At 69.2% G+C, this 20,149-nt stretch carries 23 protein-coding genes; 11 read left to right on the top strand and 12 right to left on the bottom strand.

The genetic code is table 11. The features are described from left to right. Window positions 1-3: 3 nt before the first annotated feature. Window positions 4-879: a hypothetical protein gene (locus ACWGID_RS10655; protein WP_452196183.1), complete on the bottom strand. Its 876-nt coding sequence runs from the start codon at window positions 877-879 to the stop codon at window positions 4-6. A 104-nt stretch (window positions 880-983) separates the two neighbouring features. Here ACWGID_RS10655 and ACWGID_RS10650 point away from each other — a divergent pair, with 104 nt between their 5' ends. Together ACWGID_RS10650 and ACWGID_RS10645 are read left to right on the top strand one after the other, a co-directional pair. Continuing rightward, on the top strand, window positions 984-2,186 hold the full coding sequence (locus ACWGID_RS10650; RefSeq protein WP_452196463.1) for an MFS transporter: 1,203 nt from the start codon (window positions 984-986) through the stop codon (window positions 2,184-2,186). A 50-nt stretch (window positions 2,187-2,236) separates the two neighbouring features. Next, the gene (locus ACWGID_RS10645) at window positions 2,237-3,136 is read left to right on the top strand and encodes a DMT family transporter (RefSeq protein WP_452196182.1); all 900 of its coding nucleotides are present in this window, start codon (window positions 2,237-2,239) and stop codon (window positions 3,134-3,136) included. On the opposite strand, the gene ACWGID_RS10640 is transcribed toward ACWGID_RS10645, so the two are convergent. Then, window positions 3,073-3,750, bottom strand: coding sequence for a TetR/AcrR family transcriptional regulator (locus tag ACWGID_RS10640; protein ID WP_452196181.1), 678 nt, complete (start codon window positions 3,748-3,750; stop codon window positions 3,073-3,075). The genes ACWGID_RS10645 and ACWGID_RS10640 overlap by 64 nt on opposite strands. A 46-nt stretch (window positions 3,751-3,796) precedes the next feature. Here ACWGID_RS10640 and ACWGID_RS10635 point away from each other — a divergent pair, with 46 nt between their 5' ends. After that, on the top strand, window positions 3,797-4,708 hold the full coding sequence (locus ACWGID_RS10635; protein WP_452196180.1) for an SDR family oxidoreductase: 912 nt from the start codon (window positions 3,797-3,799) through the stop codon (window positions 4,706-4,708). On the opposite strand, the gene ACWGID_RS10630 is transcribed toward ACWGID_RS10635, so the two are convergent. From ACWGID_RS10630 to ACWGID_RS10620, 3 genes are all read right to left on the bottom strand, one after another. Further along, on the bottom strand, window positions 4,705-5,508 hold the full coding sequence (locus ACWGID_RS10630; protein ID WP_452196179.1) for an MBL fold metallo-hydrolase: 804 nt from the start codon (window positions 5,506-5,508) through the stop codon (window positions 4,705-4,707). The genes ACWGID_RS10635 and ACWGID_RS10630 overlap by 4 nt on opposite strands. A gap of 4 nt (window positions 5,509-5,512) precedes the next feature. Beyond that, a complete protein-coding gene (locus tag ACWGID_RS10625) occupies window positions 5,513-6,415 on the bottom strand; it encodes an Abi family protein (RefSeq protein WP_452196178.1) in 903 nt (300 codons plus the stop codon). A gap of 186 nt (window positions 6,416-6,601) precedes the next feature. Then, a complete protein-coding gene (locus tag ACWGID_RS10620) occupies window positions 6,602-7,201 on the bottom strand; it encodes a LysE/ArgO family amino acid transporter (RefSeq protein ID WP_452196177.1) in 600 nt (199 codons plus the stop codon). A gap of 73 nt (window positions 7,202-7,274) precedes the next feature. On the opposite strand from ACWGID_RS10620, the gene ACWGID_RS10615 reads away from it, so the two are divergent. After that, entirely contained in the window at window positions 7,275-8,186 is a 912-nt protein-coding gene (locus ACWGID_RS10615) for a LysR family transcriptional regulator ArgP (protein WP_452196176.1), read from the top strand. On the opposite strand, the gene ACWGID_RS10610 is transcribed toward ACWGID_RS10615, so the two are convergent. Continuing rightward, window positions 8,113-9,264, bottom strand: a complete 1,152-nt coding sequence (locus ACWGID_RS10610) for an FAD-dependent monooxygenase (RefSeq protein ID WP_452196175.1) — start codon at window positions 9,262-9,264, stop codon at window positions 8,113-8,115. The genes ACWGID_RS10615 and ACWGID_RS10610 overlap by 74 nt on opposite strands. 93 nt (window positions 9,265-9,357) lie before the next feature. On the opposite strand from ACWGID_RS10610, the gene ACWGID_RS10605 reads away from it, so the two are divergent. Continuing rightward, complete coding sequence (locus tag ACWGID_RS10605) at window positions 9,358-9,744, top strand: hypothetical protein (RefSeq protein ID WP_452196174.1); 387 nt, start codon at window positions 9,358-9,360, stop codon at window positions 9,742-9,744. On the opposite strand, the gene ACWGID_RS10600 is transcribed toward ACWGID_RS10605, so the two are convergent. Together ACWGID_RS10600 and ACWGID_RS10595 are read right to left on the bottom strand one after the other, a co-directional pair. Beyond that, a complete protein-coding gene (locus tag ACWGID_RS10600; RefSeq protein ID WP_452196173.1) occupies window positions 9,728-10,603 on the bottom strand; it encodes an SCO6745 family protein in 876 nt (291 codons plus the stop codon). The genes ACWGID_RS10605 and ACWGID_RS10600 overlap by 17 nt on opposite strands. Next, window positions 10,600-11,106 (bottom strand): N-acetyltransferase family protein, encoded by a 507-nt coding sequence (locus ACWGID_RS10595; protein ID WP_452196172.1) that lies wholly within the window; start codon window positions 11,104-11,106, stop codon window positions 10,600-10,602. Before ACWGID_RS10595 ends, ACWGID_RS10600 begins: the two co-directional genes overlap by 4 nt. A gap of 64 nt (window positions 11,107-11,170) precedes the next feature. On the opposite strand from ACWGID_RS10595, the gene ACWGID_RS10590 reads away from it, so the two are divergent. Beyond that, entirely contained in the window at window positions 11,171-12,274 is a 1,104-nt protein-coding gene (locus ACWGID_RS10590; RefSeq protein WP_452196171.1) for a calcium:proton antiporter, read from the top strand. Here ACWGID_RS10590 and ACWGID_RS10585 read toward each other — a convergent pair. The 3 genes from ACWGID_RS10585 to ACWGID_RS10575 form a co-directional block, all read right to left on the bottom strand. After that, window positions 12,264-13,679 carry an ankyrin repeat domain-containing protein gene (locus ACWGID_RS10585; RefSeq protein ID WP_452196170.1) on the bottom strand — a complete coding sequence of 472 codons (1,416 nt, stop codon included), beginning with the start codon at window positions 13,677-13,679 and terminating at the stop codon, window positions 12,264-12,266. The two genes, ACWGID_RS10590 and ACWGID_RS10585, sit on opposite strands and share 11 nt — an antisense overlap. Window positions 13,680-13,823: 144 nt before the next feature. Continuing rightward, window positions 13,824-14,183 (bottom strand): YybH family protein, encoded by a 360-nt coding sequence (locus tag ACWGID_RS10580; RefSeq protein WP_452196169.1) that lies wholly within the window; start codon window positions 14,181-14,183, stop codon window positions 13,824-13,826. After that, window positions 14,180-15,214, bottom strand: a complete 1,035-nt coding sequence (locus ACWGID_RS10575; RefSeq protein WP_452196168.1) for an amidohydrolase family protein — start codon at window positions 15,212-15,214, stop codon at window positions 14,180-14,182. The genes ACWGID_RS10580 and ACWGID_RS10575 overlap by 4 nt, the downstream gene beginning before the upstream one ends. Window positions 15,215-15,340: 126 nt before the next feature. Between ACWGID_RS10575 and ACWGID_RS10570 the strand changes: the two genes are divergently transcribed. Genes ACWGID_RS10570 through ACWGID_RS10560 form a run of 3 tightly spaced genes read left to right on the top strand, consistent with a single transcriptional unit; the run spans window position 15,341 to window position 16,842 of the window. Continuing rightward, on the top strand, window positions 15,341-15,772 hold the full coding sequence (locus ACWGID_RS10570) for a hypothetical protein (protein WP_452196167.1): 432 nt from the start codon (window positions 15,341-15,343) through the stop codon (window positions 15,770-15,772). A 13-nt stretch (window positions 15,773-15,785) separates the two neighbouring features. Next, complete coding sequence (locus ACWGID_RS10565; protein WP_452196166.1) at window positions 15,786-16,202, top strand: thiol-disulfide oxidoreductase DCC family protein; 417 nt, start codon at window positions 15,786-15,788, stop codon at window positions 16,200-16,202. After that, on the top strand, window positions 16,174-16,842 hold the full coding sequence (locus tag ACWGID_RS10560; protein WP_452196165.1) for a TetR family transcriptional regulator: 669 nt from the start codon (window positions 16,174-16,176) through the stop codon (window positions 16,840-16,842). The genes ACWGID_RS10565 and ACWGID_RS10560 overlap by 29 nt, the downstream gene beginning before the upstream one ends. A 3-nt stretch (window positions 16,843-16,845) precedes the next feature. Here the strand turns inward: ACWGID_RS10560 and ACWGID_RS10555 are convergent, their stop codons facing one another. Beyond that, entirely contained in the window at window positions 16,846-17,355 is a 510-nt protein-coding gene (locus tag ACWGID_RS10555; protein WP_452196164.1) for a DinB family protein, read from the bottom strand. Between the two features lie 205 nt (window positions 17,356-17,560). On the opposite strand from ACWGID_RS10555, the gene ACWGID_RS10550 reads away from it, so the two are divergent. Further along, entirely contained in the window at window positions 17,561-19,141 is a 1,581-nt protein-coding gene (locus ACWGID_RS10550; RefSeq protein WP_452196163.1) for a DEAD/DEAH box helicase, read from the top strand. A gap of 63 nt (window positions 19,142-19,204) precedes the next feature. Next, complete coding sequence (locus ACWGID_RS10545) at window positions 19,205-20,116, top strand: phosphotriesterase family protein (RefSeq protein ID WP_452196162.1); 912 nt, start codon at window positions 19,205-19,207, stop codon at window positions 20,114-20,116. The last annotated feature ends 33 nt before the right edge of the window (window positions 20,117-20,149 follow it).

Genomic DNA, 20,149 nt, shown 5'->3' with positions numbered 1-20,149 from the left:
CGGTCAAGCTGCGGTGACGGTCAGGCCTTCGGTGGAGATGCAGGACGTCAGGCAGCGTTCCTTCGCGTCCCCGAGCAGGTCCGCGGTCCAGGTCGTGAAGCCGCCGTCGCCCAGGCCGGCGCCGCCGCGGTCGATGCCGAGTCCCAGGCCCGCGTAGTAGTTCGCGCTCTTGGTCCGCTCCGCGTCCTCCGTGAACGCGACCCCGAGCGCCGGACGGACGGTGTCCTCGATCCGGTCGCGTAGCCCGTTCTCCCGGAAGGCGGTGAAGGTCAGCTCGGCCTTCTCCCCGAGTACGGCGTGCCAGAAGTTCAGGTGGTCGATCAGCAGCTCCGCCTCGGTCCGGAACGATCCGGAGTCCCGAGCGCTCGACACCAGCACGAACAACTCGAAGTGCGCCGTCATCCCGGGCCCGTCGAACGTTTGCGCCCGGACGACGCGCTGACAGGCCGCCAGGTGCACACGGTCCTGCCCAGCACGACGCCGTACGGCGGCCTCGATCGCCAGCTCGTTGGTCGGGTCGCTGGCGACCTCGGTGCCGCGCACCGTGCTGACCACCTGGTTCTGGTTGATCGTCGCGACCGTCGAGCAGGTGCCGAGCGGGGTGATCGGGGAGAGCTGCACGCCGTCGAACTTCTCCGGCAGCAGCTCCCACAGCCGCTGCTGGGTCTTCACCAGTTCCCGCGGATCGATGCCCGACGGCCGCACGAACCGATCCTGCTGCCAGCGCTGCAGGAGTCGCGCCGGCGTCACCTTGGCGGCGCGCTCACGCGTCACGTCCAGCAGGACGGACTGCAGTTCGGACTGGCTCAGCCCGTCGACGAGTGCGTCCCGGCTGCCGTCCGGGAGCTTCGCCCAGAACCGTTCGCTGACTTGTCCCATCGCCCTACTCTGACCGAAATTCCGGCTGATCCGCGCCTCATTTATGCCGTATCGTCGAGGACATGAGACTTCCGAGCCCGCACCTTTGACGCTCTGACCGAGGGCTGTCGGTCCGGCTGATCGCCTTCGAGGCGCTGCAGGACTTCATCCCGCTCTACCCGCTGTACCAGCTGCTCTTCACCGACCACGGGCTGTCGGCTGCCCAGATCTCGACGCTGTTCGTCATCTGGTCGGCGACCGGTTTCGTGCTCGAGGTGCCGTCCGGTGCCTGGGCGGACACGTATTCGCGCCGCAAGCTGCTGACGTTCGGCGCCCTGCTCAGCGGCCTCGGGTACGCCGCCTGGATCACGCTCCCGACGTTCGCCGGATTCGCCCTCGGGTTCGTCCTCTGGGGTACGTCGTCCGCGCTGATCTCTGGCACCTACGAAGCGTTCGCGTACGACGAGCTCGCCGCGCGGAACCGCACCGGCCACTTCGCGACCCTGCTCGGTCGCGCGAGGTCCGCGTCGTTCGTGGCGAACCTGACCGCGACGGCGCTCGCGACCCCGCTCTTCGCCCTCGGCGGTTACACGCTGGCGGGTGTGGTGAGCGTGCTGAGCTGCCTGACGCAGGCGCTGGTCGCGTGGTCGCTGCCCGAACCGCGCCCGGTCGAGGCCGCTCGGGAGTCCGAGGAGCCTGGCGCGCGCGCCGCGTTCGGGAACTATCTCCACATGCTCCGCGCCGGTGTGTCGGAGGTGCTGACAAGTGGCGTCGTACGACGTGCCGTTTTCCTGGTCGCGATCCTCGGTGGCTTCCTCGCCTTCGACGAGTACTTCCCGTTGCTCGCTCGCGAGACCGGTGCCGCGACCGGCGTGATCCCGTTGCTGATCGCGGGCACCGTGGCGGCCCAGGCGATCGGCGGTGCGCTCGCCGGACCGGCGTACAAGTTGCCAGCAGCAACCTTCGGGGTCGGGCTGGCGGCGACCGCGGTACTGATCGCGACCGGCGCGCTGAGCGGCTCGGCCTGGGGCTTCCTGCCGATCGCGATCGGGTACGGTGTCATGCAGCTGGTGATCGTGGTGTCGGAGTCGCGACTGCAGGACGCCATCACCGGTCCGGCCCGAGCGACCGTGACGTCGGTGTCCGGGCTGTTCTCCGAGGTGTCCGCGATCGCGGTGTACGCCGGGTTCGCGGTCGGGTCGGTGTGGTTCACAATGGCGATCCTCGTCGCGGCCCTGACGATCCCGGTGCTGCTGACCGCGTTCGTCGTACCGTTCGCGCTGCCGGCGCCGCGTGATTCGGCGGCGGCCGAAGTGTCCGAGACCTAGCCTCACATCATGAACAGCGAACGCGTTCCATCAGCATGAGGAAACCGGGTATGGCGGCCGCGGGTGCGGCGGCGGTGACTGTGGTGTTGTGGGCGTCGGCGTTCGTCGCGATCCGCCACGTCGGGCAGGACATCTCGGCCGGGGCGTTGTCGCTCGGCAGGTTGCTGGTCGGCAGCGTGCTGCTCGGGGTCTTCGTATTCACCCGGCCGCGGCGCTGGCCGGCGAAGCGGGACTGGAAGTTCCTGCTGCTCTGCGGCCTGCTCTGGTTCGGTGTCTACAACCTCGCGCTGAACGAGGCGGAGCGGCACCTCGACGCCGGGACGACGGCGATGCTGGTCAACATCGGCCCGCTGCTGATCGCGCTGCTCGCGGGCGTGCTGCTGCACGAGGGCTTCCCGCGTCAGTTGGTGCTCGGGAGTGTCGTCGCGTTCGGTGGCGTCGTACTCATCGGACTATCGTCGTCGAACGGCAGCGCCGAGACGTGGGGCGTGGCGCTCTGCCTGATCGCCGCGGCGGCGTACGCGATCGGCGTGGTCTCCCAGAAGCCGTTGCTCGCCCGGCTGCCCGCGCTCGAGGTGACGTGGCTGTCGTGTGTGATCGGAGCGGTCGCGTGTCTGCCGTTCGGTCCGACGCTGGTACGCGAGGCGGGGCAAGCGCGGGCGTCGACGATCTGGTGGGTGGTGTTCCTCGGCGCGTTCCCGACCGCGATCGCGTTCACAACCTGGGCGTACGCGTTGGCCCGGACGACCGCCGGCAGGATGGGCGCCACGACGTACCTCGTCCCGCCGATCGCGATCCTGCTCGGCTGGCTGCTGCTCGGCGAGAGCCCGGCACCCCTCGCGTACGGCGGCGGCGCGCTGTGTCTCGTCGGCGTGGCGATCTCGCGTTATCGCGCGAGGCCGGCGACGAAGGTGCCGAGCCCGGACTCGAAACCGCTGTCGAAGTCGTAGGCGAGACCTTCCGCGCCGAGTTCGTTGACGATGCGGCTCAGGGTCGGCGCCTTGCCCTCCGGCAGCGCGCGCACCCGGGTCAGCAGGTCGGGCGCGAGTTCGAAGGTCTCCGCGCGGACGGACGCCTCGCCGAGGCTGAAGCCGTGGATGAAGTCGATCAGGGTGTTCGCGGCCTCGAAGATCTGCCGCGGAGTGAGCCCGGCGCGATCGAGGGCCCGGTAGAACGGCTCCATCGTCACCACGACCACGTCCGACACGGTGGACGCGTCCGACAGCACCTGGAGCGCCAGATTCGGGTGCTGGCGGAGGCCGTCGCGATAGGCGCGCGCGGCCTGTTTGAGCTGCTCGTCCCACGGCACGGTGTCGCCCGGGTCGGGGAGCTCCAGGCCGGCGAACACCAACTCCGCGAGACCTGCCAGCACGGCCGCCTTGTTCGGCAGGTGGTGGTACAGCGACATCGGGTTGACCTGCAGTGTCGCCGCGAGCCGGCGCATCGTGAGCGCGTCGATGCCCTCGTCGTCGACGATCCGCAGCGCCGTCGCCAGGATCGCCTGCCGGCTCAGTCGTTCCTCCCCGGCGCGGGGCCGTCCGGCCCGCTTGCCGACATTAACCATACGCCGTATGGTACATAATCGTACAACGTATGAATCAGGAGGATGGATGAAACCGTTGGCGGGGAAGGTGGCGCTGGTCGCGGGAGCGACCCGGGCGGCCGGCCGGGGAATCGCGGTCGAGCTCGGCGCGGCCGGCGCGACCGTGTACGTGACCGGGCGGAGCACGCGGGCCCGGCGGTCCGAGATGGGCCGGCCCGAGACGATCGAGGACACGGCCGAGCTGGTCGACAAGGCGGGCGGACACGGCATCGCCGTACCGGTGGATCATCTGGATCCCGAGCAGGTGCGGGATCTGGTCGCGCGGATCGAGCGTGAGCAGGGCGCGCTGCACATCCTGGTGAACGACATCTGGGGGCAGCACGGCGAGCCCGAGTGGGAGAAGACCGTGTGGGAGAGCGATCTCGACGCCGGTCTGCGGTTGCTGCAGTTGGGCGTGAACACGCACATCATCACCGCGCACCACGCGCTGCCGTTGCTGCTGAAGTCGCCGGGTGGTCTGGTGATCGAGATGACCGACGGGACGCGTGAGTACAACGCCGAGACGTACCGCGTCTCGTTCTTCTACGACGTCGCGAAGGGTGCGGTCGGGCGGGTCGCGTTCGCGCTGGCGCACGAGCTGGAGAAGCGCGACGCGACCGCTGTCCTGCTGACGCCGGGGTGGTTGCGGTCCGAGGCGATGCTCGAGGGATTCGGGGTCCGCGAGGAGAACTGGCGGGACGCGACCGAGCAGGTCCCGCACTTCGCGATCTCCGAGAGCCCGTCGTACGTCGGCCGCGCGGTGGCGGCGCTCGCGGCGGATCCCGACGTACGGCGGTGGCACGGCAAGTCGACGTCGAGTGGGGAGCTCGCGCAGGTCTACGGTTTCACCGACGTCGACGGCAGCCGGCCGGACGCGTGGCGGTACATCGCCGAGGTCGAAGGCCCAGGCAAACCCGCCGACACCACTGGCTATCGCTAAAGCCTGTACGGCGGGCAGACCGCGTCGCCGGCGCCCGGGGTCGAAGCGGCCCCGGTGGCGTCGGCTGCCAGTGCGCCGTGGGGATGCGCCGCCGCGATCGGGACTCCCGACGCGGCGGCCATCGCCAGTACCTCGCGTCGCGAAGTCACCGCGATCGCCGGGTCCCGCTCGTATACGTAGGTCAGCTCTGGCCACCGGGCCTGTGCCGGATGCACCAGCACATCGCCACCCAGGACCGCCCGCTCGGTCACCACGGACTGATGCCCAGGCGTGTGCCCCGGAGTGGGCACCAACCGCATTCCGCGCAGCGCCACATCACCCTCGACCACACGCAACTGCCCGGCCTCTTCGATCGGCCGGATCCGCTGCGAGTACGTCGTACCGCCGCGCACATGCTCCAGCTCAGCCCGCTGTACGACGTACTCCGCCCGCGGAAACGCCGGTCGGGAACCGTCGGACGCCCACCCCACATGGTCCAGATGGACATGCGTCAACACGACCGCGTCCACCTCGGACGCGGCCACACCCACCTGGCTCAGCAACTGCGGCAACCGCCCGGCAACGCCCAGCCACTCGGCGGCCTCGCCGCCAGCCGGCCCGACGCCCGCATCCACCAGCACCACGCCGGATTCCGACGTGACCAGATAACTGTGGAAATGCAGCAGCCACCCGTCACCACGCACGTTCCCCGGCATCACCCGTGCGGTCCACGCCGACTGCTCAGAACCCCAACCAGGCAAGGCATCCCCGACCGCCTCCGGAAACACCGCCACGGCATCACACAACACCGTCACGTCCACAGGCTCACCCCCGCATCACACTCCACGGCCAGCATCCGTCCCACTCCGGCGGAAACCCCATCTCCGAAAGACTCCGCCCACACGCCGGCACCTCACCCGCAACCAGCACCCGGAGCTCCGAGGCCCACGGACCCCGACCAACACGCTGCATCAAGAACGCCAGGACACACAGCGTCGAGTAGATCCGGTCGTGCGAGACCATCGGATCGCTCAGGTGCTGCAACTCCGGAATGCTCGCCAACTGTCGCGCCGCGATCTTGTTGACAATGTGTCGGTTCCAGAGCCGGGAGTGGTGTGCGCAGATGTTGCGGACGTAGTTCAGGACTCGGAGCCAGTTGCTCAACGTGTGTCCGTTGCCCTGTCCGTGGTGGTCAACGATGTCGAGTTCCTGCGCGATGACGCTGCGATCGGCGGATTTGAGACCGGCGTACAGGTGCGCGGTGGAACCGAAGTCCAGGATCTCGGTCACGACCCACACCGGCAGCCGGCCGTCGTACGTGGTCTGGAAGTGCACGACGAAGTCCTCGGAGGACCGGCGCTGGGCGTCACGGACCTTGGCGATCCAGCCGTCGTACTTGCTCCGTCGTGTGCCGTCCAGGCGGGTGAACTGTCCGTCGAGGTTCGCCCGGTCGAGGTGTGCGTAGGCACCGCGCTTCCCCAGCGTGAACCCGATCATCACCCGCAACGCGATCTCGACGCGCTCGATCGCGTCGAGGACATGAAGCTTGAGCCGTCGGTCGGCATCGTAGAGCCGAACGACGGTGGTGAAGTCGGTGCCGGCGACGAACTGATCGTCGCGTTGTCTCGGAGCGACTTGGCGCCGGTAGGGATACCAGTAGCCGCTCAGGCGGTAGTAGCCGACCGCACCCAGGAGTTCGGCTGCGGCGGCGGGATCGTCGATGACCATGCCTCTGCTTTGCAGCAGTTCGACTTGGGCATCGAAGGACAGGTGTGGTTTGGCGTAGGAAAGCACGCGAAAGCCCCCAGAAAAGACGACCAGCCCGTGCCCGAGCGGGCAGAGGGGCTGGTCTTGCTACTCACAGTGTATCCGGAAGCGCGGGTCGCGACCAACGGGGAATCAGGCCTGTTGATATCAGGGGAGGAGCATCCAGGTGGCGAGGGTGGTCATCAGGGTGGCGATGGTGGCGTCGAGGATCTGCCAGGCTCGGGGGCGGGCGAAGAGGCGGGCGAGTTTGCCGGAGCAGAAGCCGAGTGCGGAGAACCAGGTGAAGCTGGCGGTGACGGCGCCCAGGCCGTAGAGCCAGCGGCCGTCGGTGCCGCGTTGGTTGGCGAGGGAGCCGAGCAGGACGACCGTGTCCAGGTAGACGTGCGGGTTGAGATAGGTGAAGGCCAGGCAGGTCAGGACGACACTGCGCAGAGCGATGGGTGTGTGGTCGGTGGGAGTGATCCGGCGGCCGGGGCTGAGCGCTCGCTTGGCGGCGAGGAACGCGTACGTGTAGAGGAACGCGGCACCGCCGAGCTTGGCGATGTCCAGGGCGAGTTGGCTGCGGGTGATCAGTGCGCCGAGGCCGAGGATGCCGCTGGAGATCAGCAGGGCGTCGGACAGCGCGCAGGTGAGGACGACCGAGAGGACGTGTTCGCGGCGCAGCCCCTGGCGGAGGACGAACGCGTTCTGGGCGCCGATCGCGACGATCAGGGACATCGACGTGGCGAATCCGGCGAGTAGGGGCATGTCTTCGACGGTAGGGAGTTGACCATCGTCAAACCAGCTAAAGATTCTGAAGCACCCTTAGGATTGCTTCATCATGCAGTTCGACTCCGTGCAGCTCGAGACCTTCGTGGCCGTCGTCGACGAAGGCAGTTTCGACGCGGCCGCACGGCGGTTGCGGGTGACGCCGTCCGCGGTCAGTCAACGGATCAAGGCGCTGGAGAGCCGGCTCGGTCAGGTCGTGGTGATGCGCGGCAAGCCTGCGCGGGCGACCGCCGCGGGTGAGGCGTTGCTCCGGCTGGCCCGTCAGGTGTCGCTGCTCGAGCTCGACGCGATCGCCGCCGTCCGGGGGACGATCGACGCGCAGCGGATCCCGATCGCGGTCAACGCGGACTCGCTGAACAACTGGTTCCTGCCGGCGATGCTCGATCTGTCCCGGACCCACAACGCCCGGTTCCTGGTGCATCAGGAGGACGAGGAGCACTCGGCGGAGTACCTGCGGAACGGGACGGTGCTCGCCGCGGTGACCGCTGATCCGCGACCGGTCCAGGGGTGTCGCGTCGTACCGCTGGGGAAGATGCGGTACCTGCCGCTGGCGACTCCGGAGTACGCCGAGCGGTGGCTGGCCGGGAAGTCGTTGCCGGAGGCACTCGCCGAGGCACCGCTGGTGCTGTTCAACGAGAAGGACGTTCTGCAGCATCGCCTGATCCGCAAGGTCACCAGGCGGAAGCTCGACCCACCGGCGCACGCGATCCCGGCATCCGCGCCGTTCCACGAAGCGGTCCGGATCGGTCTCGGCTGGGGGATGATCGAGGACCAGGTGGCCGGACCCGAGCTGGCCGCCGGCCGTCTCGTGGAAGTTGCTCCAGGCAAATACATCGACGTGCCGTTGTACTGGCAGCACTGGAAGCTCGGGTCCGAGGTCCTCGACGCGCTCACGGCCGCGGTACTGCGGGCCGCCGAGGAAGGTCTGCGTACTCCGGGAGTTCGATCGCGTTCCCGACCTTGAGCGACATGTCGCGGATCATGTTCCGCCACGGCAGGTACGGCATCAGCCGGAAGGTCAGGTTCCGCAGCTTCATGAACCACCTGCTCGCCGGGATGAACCACATCGCCCCGTCGACCGCCTGCTTCTGACACGCCGCCACGAACCCGCGCATCCGGTCGTCGTACGCCGCGAACGCCCGCGCATGGTCGCCGCCGGCCGCGTGCAGCTCGCCCGCGAGGACGTACGCACCGACGATCGCGAGACTGGTCCCCATCCCGGACAGCGGAGAGGCGCAGTACCCGGCGTCTCCGCAGAGCGCGACACGGCCGCAGGAGTAGCTGTCCAGCTTGATCTGGCTGATCGAGTCGAAGTAGAAGTCCGGCGCGGTCCGCATCCCGTCCAGCAGCGTCGGCACCTCCCATCCGAGACCCGCGAACTGCTGCTCGACGATCGCCTGCTGCGCCGGTACGTCGCGGCGGTCGTACGTCAGCGGATCGGACGCGAAGTAGAACAGTGCCTTCGCCTCGGTGTTGCTACGCGCACTGTAGGTCCCGACCGTCTTGCCGGGCACGTTGTAGATCTGCCCGCTGTGATCGAGCCCGAGGTGGTTCTCGACGGTGCACACCGACGCGTAGTACCCGAGGTCGTGCCGGTACGACGACTCCGCGCCGAACGCCAGCCGTCGTACGTTCGAGTGCAACCCGTCCGCGCCGATCACCAGATCGAACCGCCGGGTCACGCCGCACTCGAACGCCACGTCGACCCCTGACTCGTCCTGCGTCAGCGCAGCGATCGAGTCGTCGAAGAGGTACTCCGTCGTACTCGCGGTCCGCTCGTACAGGATGTCGACCAGGTCGCCCCGGAGGATCTCCAGCTCACCGCTGAACGCCTCGGTCGAGGTCTTCGCGGCCACCTTGCCGGACCCCTTCACGTACGTCATTGCGCCCATCTGGGTGGCGCGTTCCTCGACCGCGGACAGGATGCCCATCCGCTCGAGCACCGTCATCGACGCGCCGCGGAAGTCGACCGCGTAGCCACCCGACCGCGACGCGGGGGCACGACCGCGGCCGGGGTCAGCCTGTCCGCGATCGGCTACCACTTCGGCTCGAAGGAGACCCTCCTGAACGAGGCGCTCCGGGAGCTGCTGATCAACGAGTGGGCATCGGCGGTCGGCGGCGCGGAAGCCGCCGACGTGCAGGCTGTGCGGGCGGTCGTACGCCAGCCGCGTGAGCAGTTCGTGGCGACGTGGGAGCAGATCGCCGGGAGTCTGGAGAATCCGCGGCTCCGGGCACTCTGGGCCGCTCAGTTCGAGGTGCTCAGCCTCGGTGCGAGCATGCCTGATCTGGTCGCCGAGCTGGCGAAGATGCAGGGTGAGGCCCGCGAAGGGCTGGCGCACCTGTTCGGTGGCGTCGCCCCCGACGCGGACGCCGACGAGACCCAGGCGATCGGCTCACTCCTGCAGGCGATGCTCCTCGGCGTCGTCGCGCAGCGCATGTCCGACCCCGATGGAGCGCCGACCGGCGAGCAGCTCGCGCAGTCGCTCCGCGCACTCGCGGACCGGATCAGTCCCAGCGCATAGCCATCGGGTTGTCCGCCGGGATCAACTCTTCAGCCATCAGTACGGCGCTCAGCGGCCGCACGAGATCGTGCAACTCGGTGGTGAGTTCGTCACCCAGCGCCTGCCATCCCTGATCTGCGAGCGTGTCCGTCATGTCCTCCACCTGCTGCCGCAGCGCCTGGCCCGCAGGGGTGAGAGCGCCATCCACATCGAGCAGCCCGCGACTCCGGAGGTCGTCGGACGCGGCCGCCCACTCCTCGTCGCTCCACCGCCGGTTGAGCTGGAAGACCTCCTTCGCCGGCCCACCGGCCGCGGAGATCGTCACCAACGCCTGGCACGGACTCAGACCGGCGGCAACGAGCGCCGCGACATGGCCGTCGCCTCGGGACTCGCGCAGGATGGTCGTCGCCTGCCAGAGCACGAGATGCGGCTCGGTCGGCCACTCCAGGGCTGAGTTCGCCGCCGCCAGCGGCCGGCCGGCGACCGGCGCGAGTTCCGCCGCGCGGCGCCCGAGCTCAGCCGCCCGGTCGAACCCGCCACCAGACCATGCGGTGTCGTTCGGCGATGCGTCGCGCACCAAACGGCGTACGGCGTCGTCGACAGCGGTGAGGCGGGCGTCGAGGAGCTGTTCCGGAGTCGCGTAAGTCCAGGCGTCCGGGAGGGATCGAGCAACCATCGCCGGGTGGAAGTTGTAGAACACGGCGGCGACGAGCTCCGGGCCGGCCGCGCCGAGGGACGCCGCGCGGCAGCCGAAGTAGCTCATCCAGCCGCCTTTGAGGCCGAGCACGTCGGTCGCCTGCCTGGTCTCCGGGGCGAAGTAGGTGATCGCGTGGAAGGGTTCGAGAGTTTTCCACAGTTGGCGCGCTCGGCTGTCCCTCATGGCAGCGGACGGTACATGACGTGCAGACCGACGTACCCGAGCGTCGGATGGTCGAAGGCCTCGGGAACAGTGCCGGCGATCCGGAAGCCGAGCGCCTGCCAGAGGTGCACGGCGGGTTCGTTGGTCTCGACCACGGCGTTGAACTGGATCGACCGGAAACCCGTCCGCCGCGCCCAGTCGATCATGTCCTCGCAGAGCGCCCGGCCGACGCCCTTCCCGCGGGCCTTGCCGTCGACCATGAAGCTCGCGCTGGCAACGTGCGCGCCGGGACCGGGGCGGTTCGGGTACATGTTCGCGCTGCCGAGAACGGTGCCGTCGGCATCGACCGCGACTGTGGTCCGCGCCAACGGTGAGCTCGACGGCCGCATCCATCCGGCCCGCGCGTCCTCCTCCGTCACGTTCGGATCGTAGGTGTACGTCTCCCGTGCGACGACGATGTCACGGTAGAACGGCCAGATCGCCGGCCAGTCGGAGTCGGTCGCGTCACGGATCTCAAGAGTCATAGTGGGAGAAGCATCACCCGCGCTTCACGGGAAGCCAAGGGGATTGCCGATAGGCTTGCTGGGGATGAACAGATCCGTGTTCCAAGGGCTGCCGCGCTGGACCCTCGTCGTGCCCGCACTCGCCTTCCTGGACCTCGTGCTGTCCTGGCACCGGCACCTGGGAACGGTGTTGCTGATCCTGGTCTGTGCCGGTCTGGGCGCTGCCGTGTTCGCGGCCGTCCACCACGCCGAGGTCGTCGCGCACAAGGTCGGTGAGCCGTTCGGCACGCTGATCCTCGCGCTGGCGGTGACGATCATCGAGGTCGCACTGATCGTGACGCTGATGTCGTCCGGCGGTGACAAGGCCGCGACATTGGCCCGGGACACAGTGTTCGCCGCGGTGATGATCACCTGCAACGGCATCCTCGGTCTGTCTCTCGTTGTCGGCTCGCTGAGGCATCGCGTGCAGGGTTTCCGCGTGCAGGCGTCGTACTCCGCTCTCTCGGTGATGACTGCTCTGGTCACGCTGAGTTTGGTGCTGCCGACGTTCACGACCAGTGCGCCGGGGCCGCAGTTCAGTTCGGCGCAGCTCGCGTTCGCCGGCGTTACGTCGCTGGTGATGTACGGCGTGTTCGTCTTCATCCAGACGATCCGGCACCGTGACTACTTCCTCCCGCACAGCCCGAGCGGCGACGTGGACGAGGACGAGGAGCACCACGCGGCCGCCCCGCGCACGGCGACCGCGATGATCAGCCTCGGGCTGCTGTTCGTCTGCCTGGTGTCGGTGGTCGGACTCGCCAAGACCGTCTCGCCGAACCTCGAGCACGCCGTGGAGTCGGCCGGCCTGCCGCTGCCCGTCGTCGGCGTCGTGATCGCGCTGCTGGTGCTGCTGCCGGAGACGATTGCCGCAGTCCGCGCGGCACTGCGGAACCGTCTCCAGACCAGCGTCAACCTGGCGCTCGGCTCGGCCCTGGCGAGTATCGGCCTGACCATCCCCGCGATCGCCGTCGCCTCGATCTGGCTGACCGGGCCGCTCGTCCTCGGGCTCGGCGGCAAGGAGATGGTGCTGTTCGCGCTGACCGTCGTGACCGCCACCATCACCTTCGCGACCGGCAAGGCCACCTTGCTGCAGGGCGCCGTCCACCTCGCGGTGTTCAGCGCGTTCCTGTTCCTCGCCGTCAGCCCCTGAGGTAGTCCGCCACGGCCTGTTGGTGATTGTGCTCGGCCCAGCTCAGAGCGTTCCCGTTGTACGACGGATCGCGCAGCTCCGGGTCGGCGCCCAGCTCGATCAGTCTCCGCACCGTGTCTAAGTGACCGTTGATCGCGGCCCGGTGGATCGGCGCCGAGCCGTACATCACGTTGAGGTCGAAGCCGAGGTTTCGTAGGGGTTCCATCGCCTCGGTCCGGCCGATCTCGGCGGCCCGGATCGGCAGGTACGGGTTGCGGGCGACGGTCCGGGCGGCGAGTTCCGGTGTGACGACGGGCGTCTCGCCCCGGAAGGCCGCGGCGAGGACCTCGTGGACGTCGTCAAGAGGAGCGGCACCGTGAGCTCGCAGTAGCTCGGCGATCTCGGTGTGTCCCTGGACGGCCGCGAGTTCGTACGCGCGATGCCCGCCGAAGCCCGGGTGCTTCGTCCCGCGCTCGTCCGGATCGATGCCCTGGGCAAGGACCAGCTCGACGCGGTGCAGCAGCCCGGCCGAGGACGCGAACACGAGTTCGTCCTCGAGGAGCTGGCGTGGTGTCGGGTGCGCGGTCGTCATCCGCTCGTGCCACGGCCCACCGTCACCACGACCCAGTCCGTACTCCAGCAACAGTTCCAGATGCACGTCGTCGTACGGCGGGGGACAGCCGGGACCGCAGTTGTACATGGTCTGGCTGTCGTTCGGATCGGCGCCGGCGGCGAGCAGGAGCCGGGCGAGCTCGACCCGGTTCGGGTGCGGTGGTTGGTCGCCTTCGCCGCGGCCGAAGACGCCGGTGATCGCGGTGAACGGTGACGGCATGCCCTGCCAGAGATAGCCGGCGTTCGGGTCGGCGCCGTTCGCGAGTAGCAGGCGCGCGATCTCCACCTGGTTGGGCGCGGCGAGGCGGTTGTAGGTGAGGTAAAGCAGCGGCTCCCAGCGGTACGGTCCGCCTTCGGCGCTCGCCTGGGCGAGGTTCGCGCGGACGCCGTCGAGGTCGCCGGTCACGACCTGGGTGCAAATGTTGCTCTGGGCAATCTCCGGGAAACGCTCGAGCAGGTCGGCGGCCGACTGCTGCCGGGCCGGATCGTCCTCGCCGTAGTGCAGCGTCGCCAGCCGGAGGAACTCGTCGGCGCGTTGCTCGGGGGTGTCGAGCGGGCCGCCGATCGGCTGCCGGTGCGGCGAGCGGCTGTACCGGTCGACCAGTTCGAGATGCCGCACGAGCCGCGGCCAGCTCGGGAAGCCGTAGCTGCGGGCGATCACCAACTGCGCGTCCGCCAGCGTCGTCACCGGATGGAACTCAGCGGCCAGCGCGAGTGCCTCGCGATTGCCGGCGTGGACGTCCTTGAGCAGGGTCTTGGCCTGCTTGCGCAGGTGGTCCAGGTGCGGGTCGTTCGGAAGGTTCCGGGTCGGCATCGCCGACCTCCTCTCTACGAGCCTGCTGTCCGCATCGTCAGGCGAGAAAGGAGGTGAACTGGTGCCACATCTCAAAGATCCATCAGGTGGGCTGAGCCCTTCCCGCGGACCGGTGGCACCCTGAGCGCCTACCGGCACCGTACCTCAGCTCGGCTTCACCATCCACCACTCGGTGAACTCGTACGCGCGGTCCTTGTCCATCCGGATCACCCAGAGATTGCTGAAGTCGCTCGGCGGATTCGTCAGGTACGTCGTCCAGCCGCGGACGAACGCCACGCCGTCACCGAACCCGAGCACCTCGTACTCGAACGTCGTCTCGCCCGGCGCGTCCTTGACCTCCAGCCAGGCGTCGACGATCGCGTCCTGGCCGACCACCGGGTCTTCGTCCGGCCGCCGGTACCAGGCGGCGTCCGTGGTCCAGAGCGCGGCGATGTCCTCGCGGTCGTTCGACTCCCACGCCTTCCGGTACTGCGCGACCCAGCGGTCCAGGTCCTTCTCCTTCATGCGATCCTCCGGTTGTTCAGGACCACCGCGGCCGGCGTCGCCAGGACCGCGGGGTCCTCGCGCGGATCCGCGTCGTACGTGACCAGGTTGCCCGCGCCGGTCAGACCGAGGAACTCCTGAGCGCCGATCGACGCCGCGGTGAGCGCCTGCTCCACGGAAAGTCCGTGCTGCACCAGCAGGTCGATCTCGCGGGCGACGGTGCCGACGACATCCGATCCGGTCAGCACGCGGACGCCGTACCGCTCGGCGAGCGGGAGGATCGAGGCGAGGTACTCCGACTGCACCTGCCGCCGGGCCGCTCGTTCGGGGGTCTCGTTCGGGCTGGGGGAGATCGAGGCGCAGAGCGTTGGCGTCCAGGCGCCGCCGCGGGCGCCGAGCGCGCGCAGGTCGTCCTCGGTGAGCGCCGTACCGTGCTCGACCGAGTCGATGCCGGCGTGGATCAGGCCGGAGACGTGGTCGGTGTTGACGTGCGCGGCGACCCGGACGTCGCGCGAGTGGGCGAGCTCGACCATCGCCGCGACCAGGTCGAGCTCGTACGTCGGGCTGATCTTGCTGCCCCGGATCGGGCTGTCCGGACCCACCTCGGGGAAGTCGCCGACCAGCTTCAGCCAGGTTGCGCCGTCGGCGATCTCGGCCTCGACCGCGGCCAGCAGATCCTCCGGGGCGACCGGCTCGTACGCCTGCGGGAAGTAGCGGCCGCTCGGGGCGAGGAAGCGGCCGGCGGCGAGGACGTGCGGGCGGCTGTCGTCGGTGGTGCGGGCGAGCTTCAGGGTGACTTCGCGGTTGCCGCCGACGTCCCGGACCGCGCTGACACCGGCGCTCGCCAGTTCGTCGAGGCGGTCTGCCGCGAACTCGGCGCCCTGCGGATCGGGCCCGTTCGGCCCGGCGGCGAGCGTCAGATGACAGTGCGAGTCGACCAGCCCGGGTACGGCGTACCGGCCGGGAAGGTGCTGTCCAGCGTCCCCGCCGAAGGTCAGGCGGGCGGCGTCGCCGGTCGGGAGGACGGTTCCCTCGAAGACCCAGGAAGTCATGGCGCCATCCTGCCTCAGCCGAGACCCAGATCACTCGACCACTGACTTGAACATGTTCAAAAAATCGCCGTACTCTCAGATCGACAAGGATTTGAACGTGTTCAAGAAGGTGGGGACGAGATGGACATGACGGTCACTACGTACCTGGTCTACCTGGCGATCGCGGTGCCGCTGACGATCTGGGTGGCGCGGACGCTGAGCCGCAACGGGCGGATCTTCCTGGTGGACGTGTTCCACGGCAACGAGTTCTTCGCCGACGCCGTGAACCGGCTGTTGGTGGTCGGGTTCTACCTGATCAACCTCGGGTTCGTGACGCTGTTCCTGCGCGGCGACCGCCCGGTGCTGGACGCCAGCGGGGTCTTCGAGCAGCTGAGCGTGAAGCTCGGTGTCGTGATGCTGGTGCTCGGCGTGGTGCACCTGGCGAACGTCTGGATCTTCAACAAGATCCGCACCCGCAGCCGGCTCGACATGATGAGCAACCCGCCGGTGCCGCCGAACGACACCGTCCCGCCGGCGCCGCTCACGGTGACCGAGCAGAACGCCCAGTACGGGTATTGAAGGCCGCCGGGCCGTGCGTGAGTTGACGGTGCTGTACGACGCCGGGTGTGGCCTGTGCCGCCGGTTCAAGGACTGGCTGGCCGCGCAGCGCCCGGCACCGGACGGGCGAGGTGGGGTGGTGCGGTTGCGGTTCGTCGCGGCGGGGTCGGCGGACGCGCGGGCGCTCTACCCCTCGCTGGACCATGCGGCCACGCTCCGGGAGGTGACGGTGGTGGCCGACGACGGCTCCGTGTACGTCGGGGATCGCGCGTGGATCGTGTGCCTGTGGGCCACGGGGGAACACAGACACACCGCCGTACGGCTGGCGAGTCCGGCGATGCGGCCGGTGGCGAGGGCCGTCGTACAGGCGGCGGCCGGGCTGCGGAGCCTGGCTCGGACGGGAGGTGACTACGCTGACGGATGTGACGGACAGTGCGACCGCGAAGGGTGAACAGACCCGCGAGCTGATCCTGTCGACCGCGCTCCGGCTCTTCCGGGAGCAGGGCTACGGCAAGACCACGATGCGCGCGATCGCCACCGAGGCCGGAGTCTCGGTGGGGAACGCGTACTACTACTACGGCTCCAAGGACCACCTGATGCAGGCGTACTACGACCTGCTCCAGGACCAGCACCGCGAGGCCGTCGAGCCGATCCTGACTATCGAGAAGGCGTTCGTACCGCGACTGGCCGGCGTACTGCGGGTGTGGCTCGAGGTGGCCGCGCCGTACCACGAGTTCGCCGGCACGTTCTTCAAGACGGCGGCCGATCCGCAGAGCCCACTGTCGCCGTTCAGCGACGAGTCGCGGCCGGCGCGGGACGCGAGCGTGGAGATCTTCCGGCGGGTGGTCGACGGCTCCGACCTCAAGCTCCCCGCCGACCTGCGAGCCGAACTCCCGGAACTCCTCTGGCTCCTTCAGATGGGCATCGTCCTGTTCTGGGTGCACGACCAGAGCGCCGATGTTCGCCGGACCAAGACCCTGATCGACCGGTCGGTTCCGCTCGTCGACCGGCTGCTCCGGCTCACCCGGATCCCCGGCGTCAAGGGCGTGGTGAACGACCTCGTCGGCCTGATCCGCAGCATCAAGCCGTAGGTCTCACTCGCCGGTGGTGCCGTCCACGCGTTCGCGGAGGAAGTCCGCGTGGCCGTTGTGGCGCGCGTACTCCTCGATCATGTGGATGTAGAGATAGCGGACGGAGTACGGCGCTTCGTGGCCCGGGCGGACGAACGTGGCGTCAAGGGAGTAGTCCGCGGCCAGCTCGTCTGAAGTCTTGACGATCTCGCGGAACTCCTCGACGTCCTGCTCGGCCAGCGCGGGGTCGGCTAGGTCGAAGTCGCCGTCTGGGTGCTTCTCGGTCCAGTACTTCGGCGGCGACGGGTGACCGGCGAGCGCGCGGTGGAACCAGTACTTCTCGACCTCGCTCAGGTGCCGGACCAGCCCGATCAGCGAGAGACTCGACGGTTCGACGGCGCGCTGGACCAGTTGCTCGCCGGTCAGCTCGGAGACCTTCCACAGCAGCGTCTCGCGGTGGAAGTCGAGAAAACTCTGCAGCAATACGCGCTCGTCGGCCGCCGTGGGTGGATCCACCCGAGGGTCTGTCGTCACGAGCCGAACCTACCGGTGTGACGAGGATCCGGTGAATATCCGTCGGCTGGTGGCCTCCGGCACAGTAGAATGCAAGAGACGGCCCGCCCAGTTCTGCCTCGGGCCGGTGTGCGCACTTACGCTGCGCCAGCAGTCGACCACCACGCGCCGCGGCCACACTCGGCCGCGCCGGGCAGGACGACCCCCCGACTTTTGGAGTACTTCTATGGCGGCCCGCCGCCCCACGTCTACAAGCACGAACAACCAGCCTTCCACCCAGACGCGCAAGCCCACCGGCAATCCGCGTCGTCCCGCCGCGAACGCGGCGCCCGCCGAGGGTGACCCCCGCGGCGGATCCACCCGCCCGCGTCGCCGGCGCCGTTCCGGTGCCGGACGCAACCAGCAGGGTCCGGCCAAGACGGCCATCTTCACCGCACCGGAGCCGGGAGTTGCTGTCAGCAACTTCGAGGAGCCGGCCGAGACCGTTGCCCCCGACAACCGCTCGTTCGCGGAGCTCGGCGTACCCGAGCGGCTGGTGACGGCGCTGGCCGCGACCGGCGTGTCGTCGCCGTTCCCGATCCAGGCGGCGACGCTGCCGGATTCCCTGGCCGGCAAGGACGTTCTCGGTCGCGGCCGGACCGGCTCCGGCAAGACGTATGCGTTCGTCCTGCCCGTCCTGGCGCGGCTCGCGACCGGCAACGGTAAGCGCCGGGCGAATCAGCCGCGCGCTCTGATCCTCGCCCCGACCCGCGAGCTCGCGACCCAGATCCAGGCGTCGATCACGCCGCTCGCCGACGCGCTCGGCCTGCGGTCGATGACGATCTTCGGCGGCGTCGGTCACGGCCCGCAGATCAACGGCCTGCGCAAGGGCACCGACATCGTCGTCGCCTGCCCAGGACGGCTCGAGGACCACGTCAAGGCGGGTCACGCGAAGCTCGGCGCGGTGGAGATCACCGTGCTCGACGAGGCCGACCACATGGCCGACCTCGGCTTCCTGCCCGCCGTCCGCCGGCTCCTCGAGGCGACCCCGGCCACCGCGCAGCGGCTGCTGTTCTCCGCCACGCTCGACGCCGGCGTCGACGTCCTGGTCCGGCGCTTCATGAACGACCCGGTGACGCACAGCGTCGACTCGGCCCGCTCGCCGGTCGCCAAGATGACCCACCACGTCCTGCACGTGAAGTCCGACGCCCGGCTCCCGGTGCTCACGGACCTGACCGCGGCGCCCGGACGGACGCTCGTGTTCACCAGGACGAAGTACGGCGCGAAGGCGCTGACGAAGAAGCTGATCGCCCAGGGTGTTCCCGCGGTCGAGTTGCACGGGAACCTGTCCCAAGGCGCCCGTACGCGGAACCTGGAAGCCTTCGCCGACGGTACGGCGCGGACGCTGGTCGCGACCGACATCGCGGCCCGGGGCATTCACGTCGACGGGGTCACGCTGGTGATCCACGCCGACCCGCCGATCGAGCACAAGGCCTACCTGCACCGCTCCGGCAGGACTGCTCGGGCCGGCGCCGAAGGCACCGTCGTCACGCTGATGACCGACGACCAGGTCCGGGACGTCCGCGACCTGACCCGCAAGGCCGGTATCGCGCCGAAGATCACCAAGCTCACCGCCGGCGACCCGCTGCTGTCCGAGCTGGCCCCGGGCGAGCGGACGTACGTCGCCCCGCCGGCCCCGGCGGCCAAGCAGCCGGCGGCACCTCGGTCGACGACGCCGAAGGCCGGCGGTCGCCGGTCCTCGGGTCCGTCCCGCCGCTCGGCCGGTCGCGGCCGGCGCCGCCGGGCGCCGGGCAAGCAGGCGGCCTGAGCCAGATCTCGAGGTTGGGTTACGGTGCCACTGGCGGTGCCGTGACCTGACCTTGGGATGCTGATGCGGATTCGAACGGTCCTGAACGACCTCGCGCCGGAAGCGCTCGGGGTGTGCGATGCGCACGACCACCTGTTCTTCCGTTCCGCGCTCTTACCAGGTCAGGAGCTCGACGACGAGGCGGCCGCGGTCGCCGAGGTGCGGGCGTTCGCGCGGGCCGGCGGCCAGGCGATCGTGCAATGGACCCCGCACGGTCTGCACCAAGGCGCCGAGGCGCTTCCCGGGATCTCCACCGGCACCGGGGTGTCGATCGTCGCGGCGACCGGACTGCACCGGCGCGAGCACTACCCCGAGGGGTACGTCGACGAGATCCGTGACCAGCTGGCCGAGATCTTCGTCCGTGAGTTGACGACCGGTATCGGCGAGACGCCGGTCCGGGCCGGGCTGATCAAGGTCGCGGGCGGATTCCACGTGCTCGACGCGCACGCGGAGCTCGTGATGCGCGCCGCGGCCGAGGCGCACCACGCGACGAACGCGCCGATCGCTGTCCATCACGAGCTCGGATCCGCGGCGGACGCCGTACTCGATCTGCTCGTCGACGAGCTCGAGGTGCATCCGGCGGCGGTCATCCTCGGGCACCTCAACCGGTTCCCGGATCATCGGGTGCATCTCGAACTGGCGCAGCGTGGCGCGTGGCTGGCGTTCGACGGGCCGTCGCGGGCGAACAACGCGACCGATCCGCGACTGACCGACTGCCTGGCCGCGCTCATCGACGCCGGGTACACCGACCGGCTGCTGCTCGGCGGCGACACCACGAGCGCCCGCGCCCGGGCGTCGACCGGGGAAGGGCCCGGGATGCCGTACCTGCTCACCCACCTCCGACCACGGATCACGCGGTACTTCGGTGCGGACGTCGCGGACGCGGTGTTCCGGGACAACCCAGCGCGTGCCTTCGCCACGGATTGGCGGGCTTGACGGTACGTTCCCGCCATGAATGAGCGAAGCGAA

Source organism: Kribbella sp. NPDC054772 (assembly GCF_053611945.1).
The sequence above is the reverse complement of the archived record's forward strand: the minus strand, read 5'-3'. Positions and strand labels throughout refer to the sequence as shown.

Coding starts and splice junctions, on each gene's coding strand:
- ACWGID_RS10655 (WP_452196183.1), bottom strand. CDS start 879: ATGGGACAAGTCAGCGAACGGTTCTGGGCGAAGCTCCCGGACGGCAGC.
- ACWGID_RS10645 (WP_452196182.1), top strand. CDS start 2,237: ATGGCGGCCGCGGGTGCGGCGGCGGTGACTGTGGTGTTGTGGGCGTCG.
- ACWGID_RS10640 (WP_452196181.1), bottom strand. CDS start 3,750: ATGGTTAATGTCGGCAAGCGGGCCGGACGGCCCCGCGCCGGGGAGGAA.
- ACWGID_RS10635 (WP_452196180.1), top strand. CDS start 3,797: ATGAAACCGTTGGCGGGGAAGGTGGCGCTGGTCGCGGGAGCGACCCGG.
- ACWGID_RS10625 (WP_452196178.1), bottom strand. CDS start 6,415: ATGGTCATCGACGATCCCGCCGCCGCAGCCGAACTCCTGGGTGCGGTC.
- ACWGID_RS10620 (WP_452196177.1), bottom strand. CDS start 7,201: ATGCCCCTACTCGCCGGATTCGCCACGTCGATGTCCCTGATCGTCGCG.
- ACWGID_RS10615 (WP_452196176.1), top strand. CDS start 7,275: ATGCAGTTCGACTCCGTGCAGCTCGAGACCTTCGTGGCCGTCGTCGAC.
- ACWGID_RS10600 (WP_452196173.1), bottom strand. CDS start 10,603: ATGAGGGACAGCCGAGCGCGCCAACTGTGGAAAACTCTCGAACCCTTC.
- ACWGID_RS10595 (WP_452196172.1), bottom strand. CDS start 11,106: ATGACTCTTGAGATCCGTGACGCGACCGACTCCGACTGGCCGGCGATC.
- ACWGID_RS10590 (WP_452196171.1), top strand. CDS start 11,171: ATGAACAGATCCGTGTTCCAAGGGCTGCCGCGCTGGACCCTCGTCGTG.
- ACWGID_RS10585 (WP_452196170.1), bottom strand. CDS start 13,679: ATGCCGACCCGGAACCTTCCGAACGACCCGCACCTGGACCACCTGCGC.
- ACWGID_RS10580 (WP_452196169.1), bottom strand. CDS start 14,183: ATGAAGGAGAAGGACCTGGACCGCTGGGTCGCGCAGTACCGGAAGGCG.
- ACWGID_RS10575 (WP_452196168.1), bottom strand. CDS start 15,214: ATGACTTCCTGGGTCTTCGAGGGAACCGTCCTCCCGACCGGCGACGCC.
- ACWGID_RS10570 (WP_452196167.1), top strand. CDS start 15,341: ATGACGGTCACTACGTACCTGGTCTACCTGGCGATCGCGGTGCCGCTG.
- ACWGID_RS10550 (WP_452196163.1), top strand. CDS start 17,561: ATGGCGGCCCGCCGCCCCACGTCTACAAGCACGAACAACCAGCCTTCC.
- ACWGID_RS10545 (WP_452196162.1), top strand. CDS start 19,205: ATGCGGATTCGAACGGTCCTGAACGACCTCGCGCCGGAAGCGCTCGGG.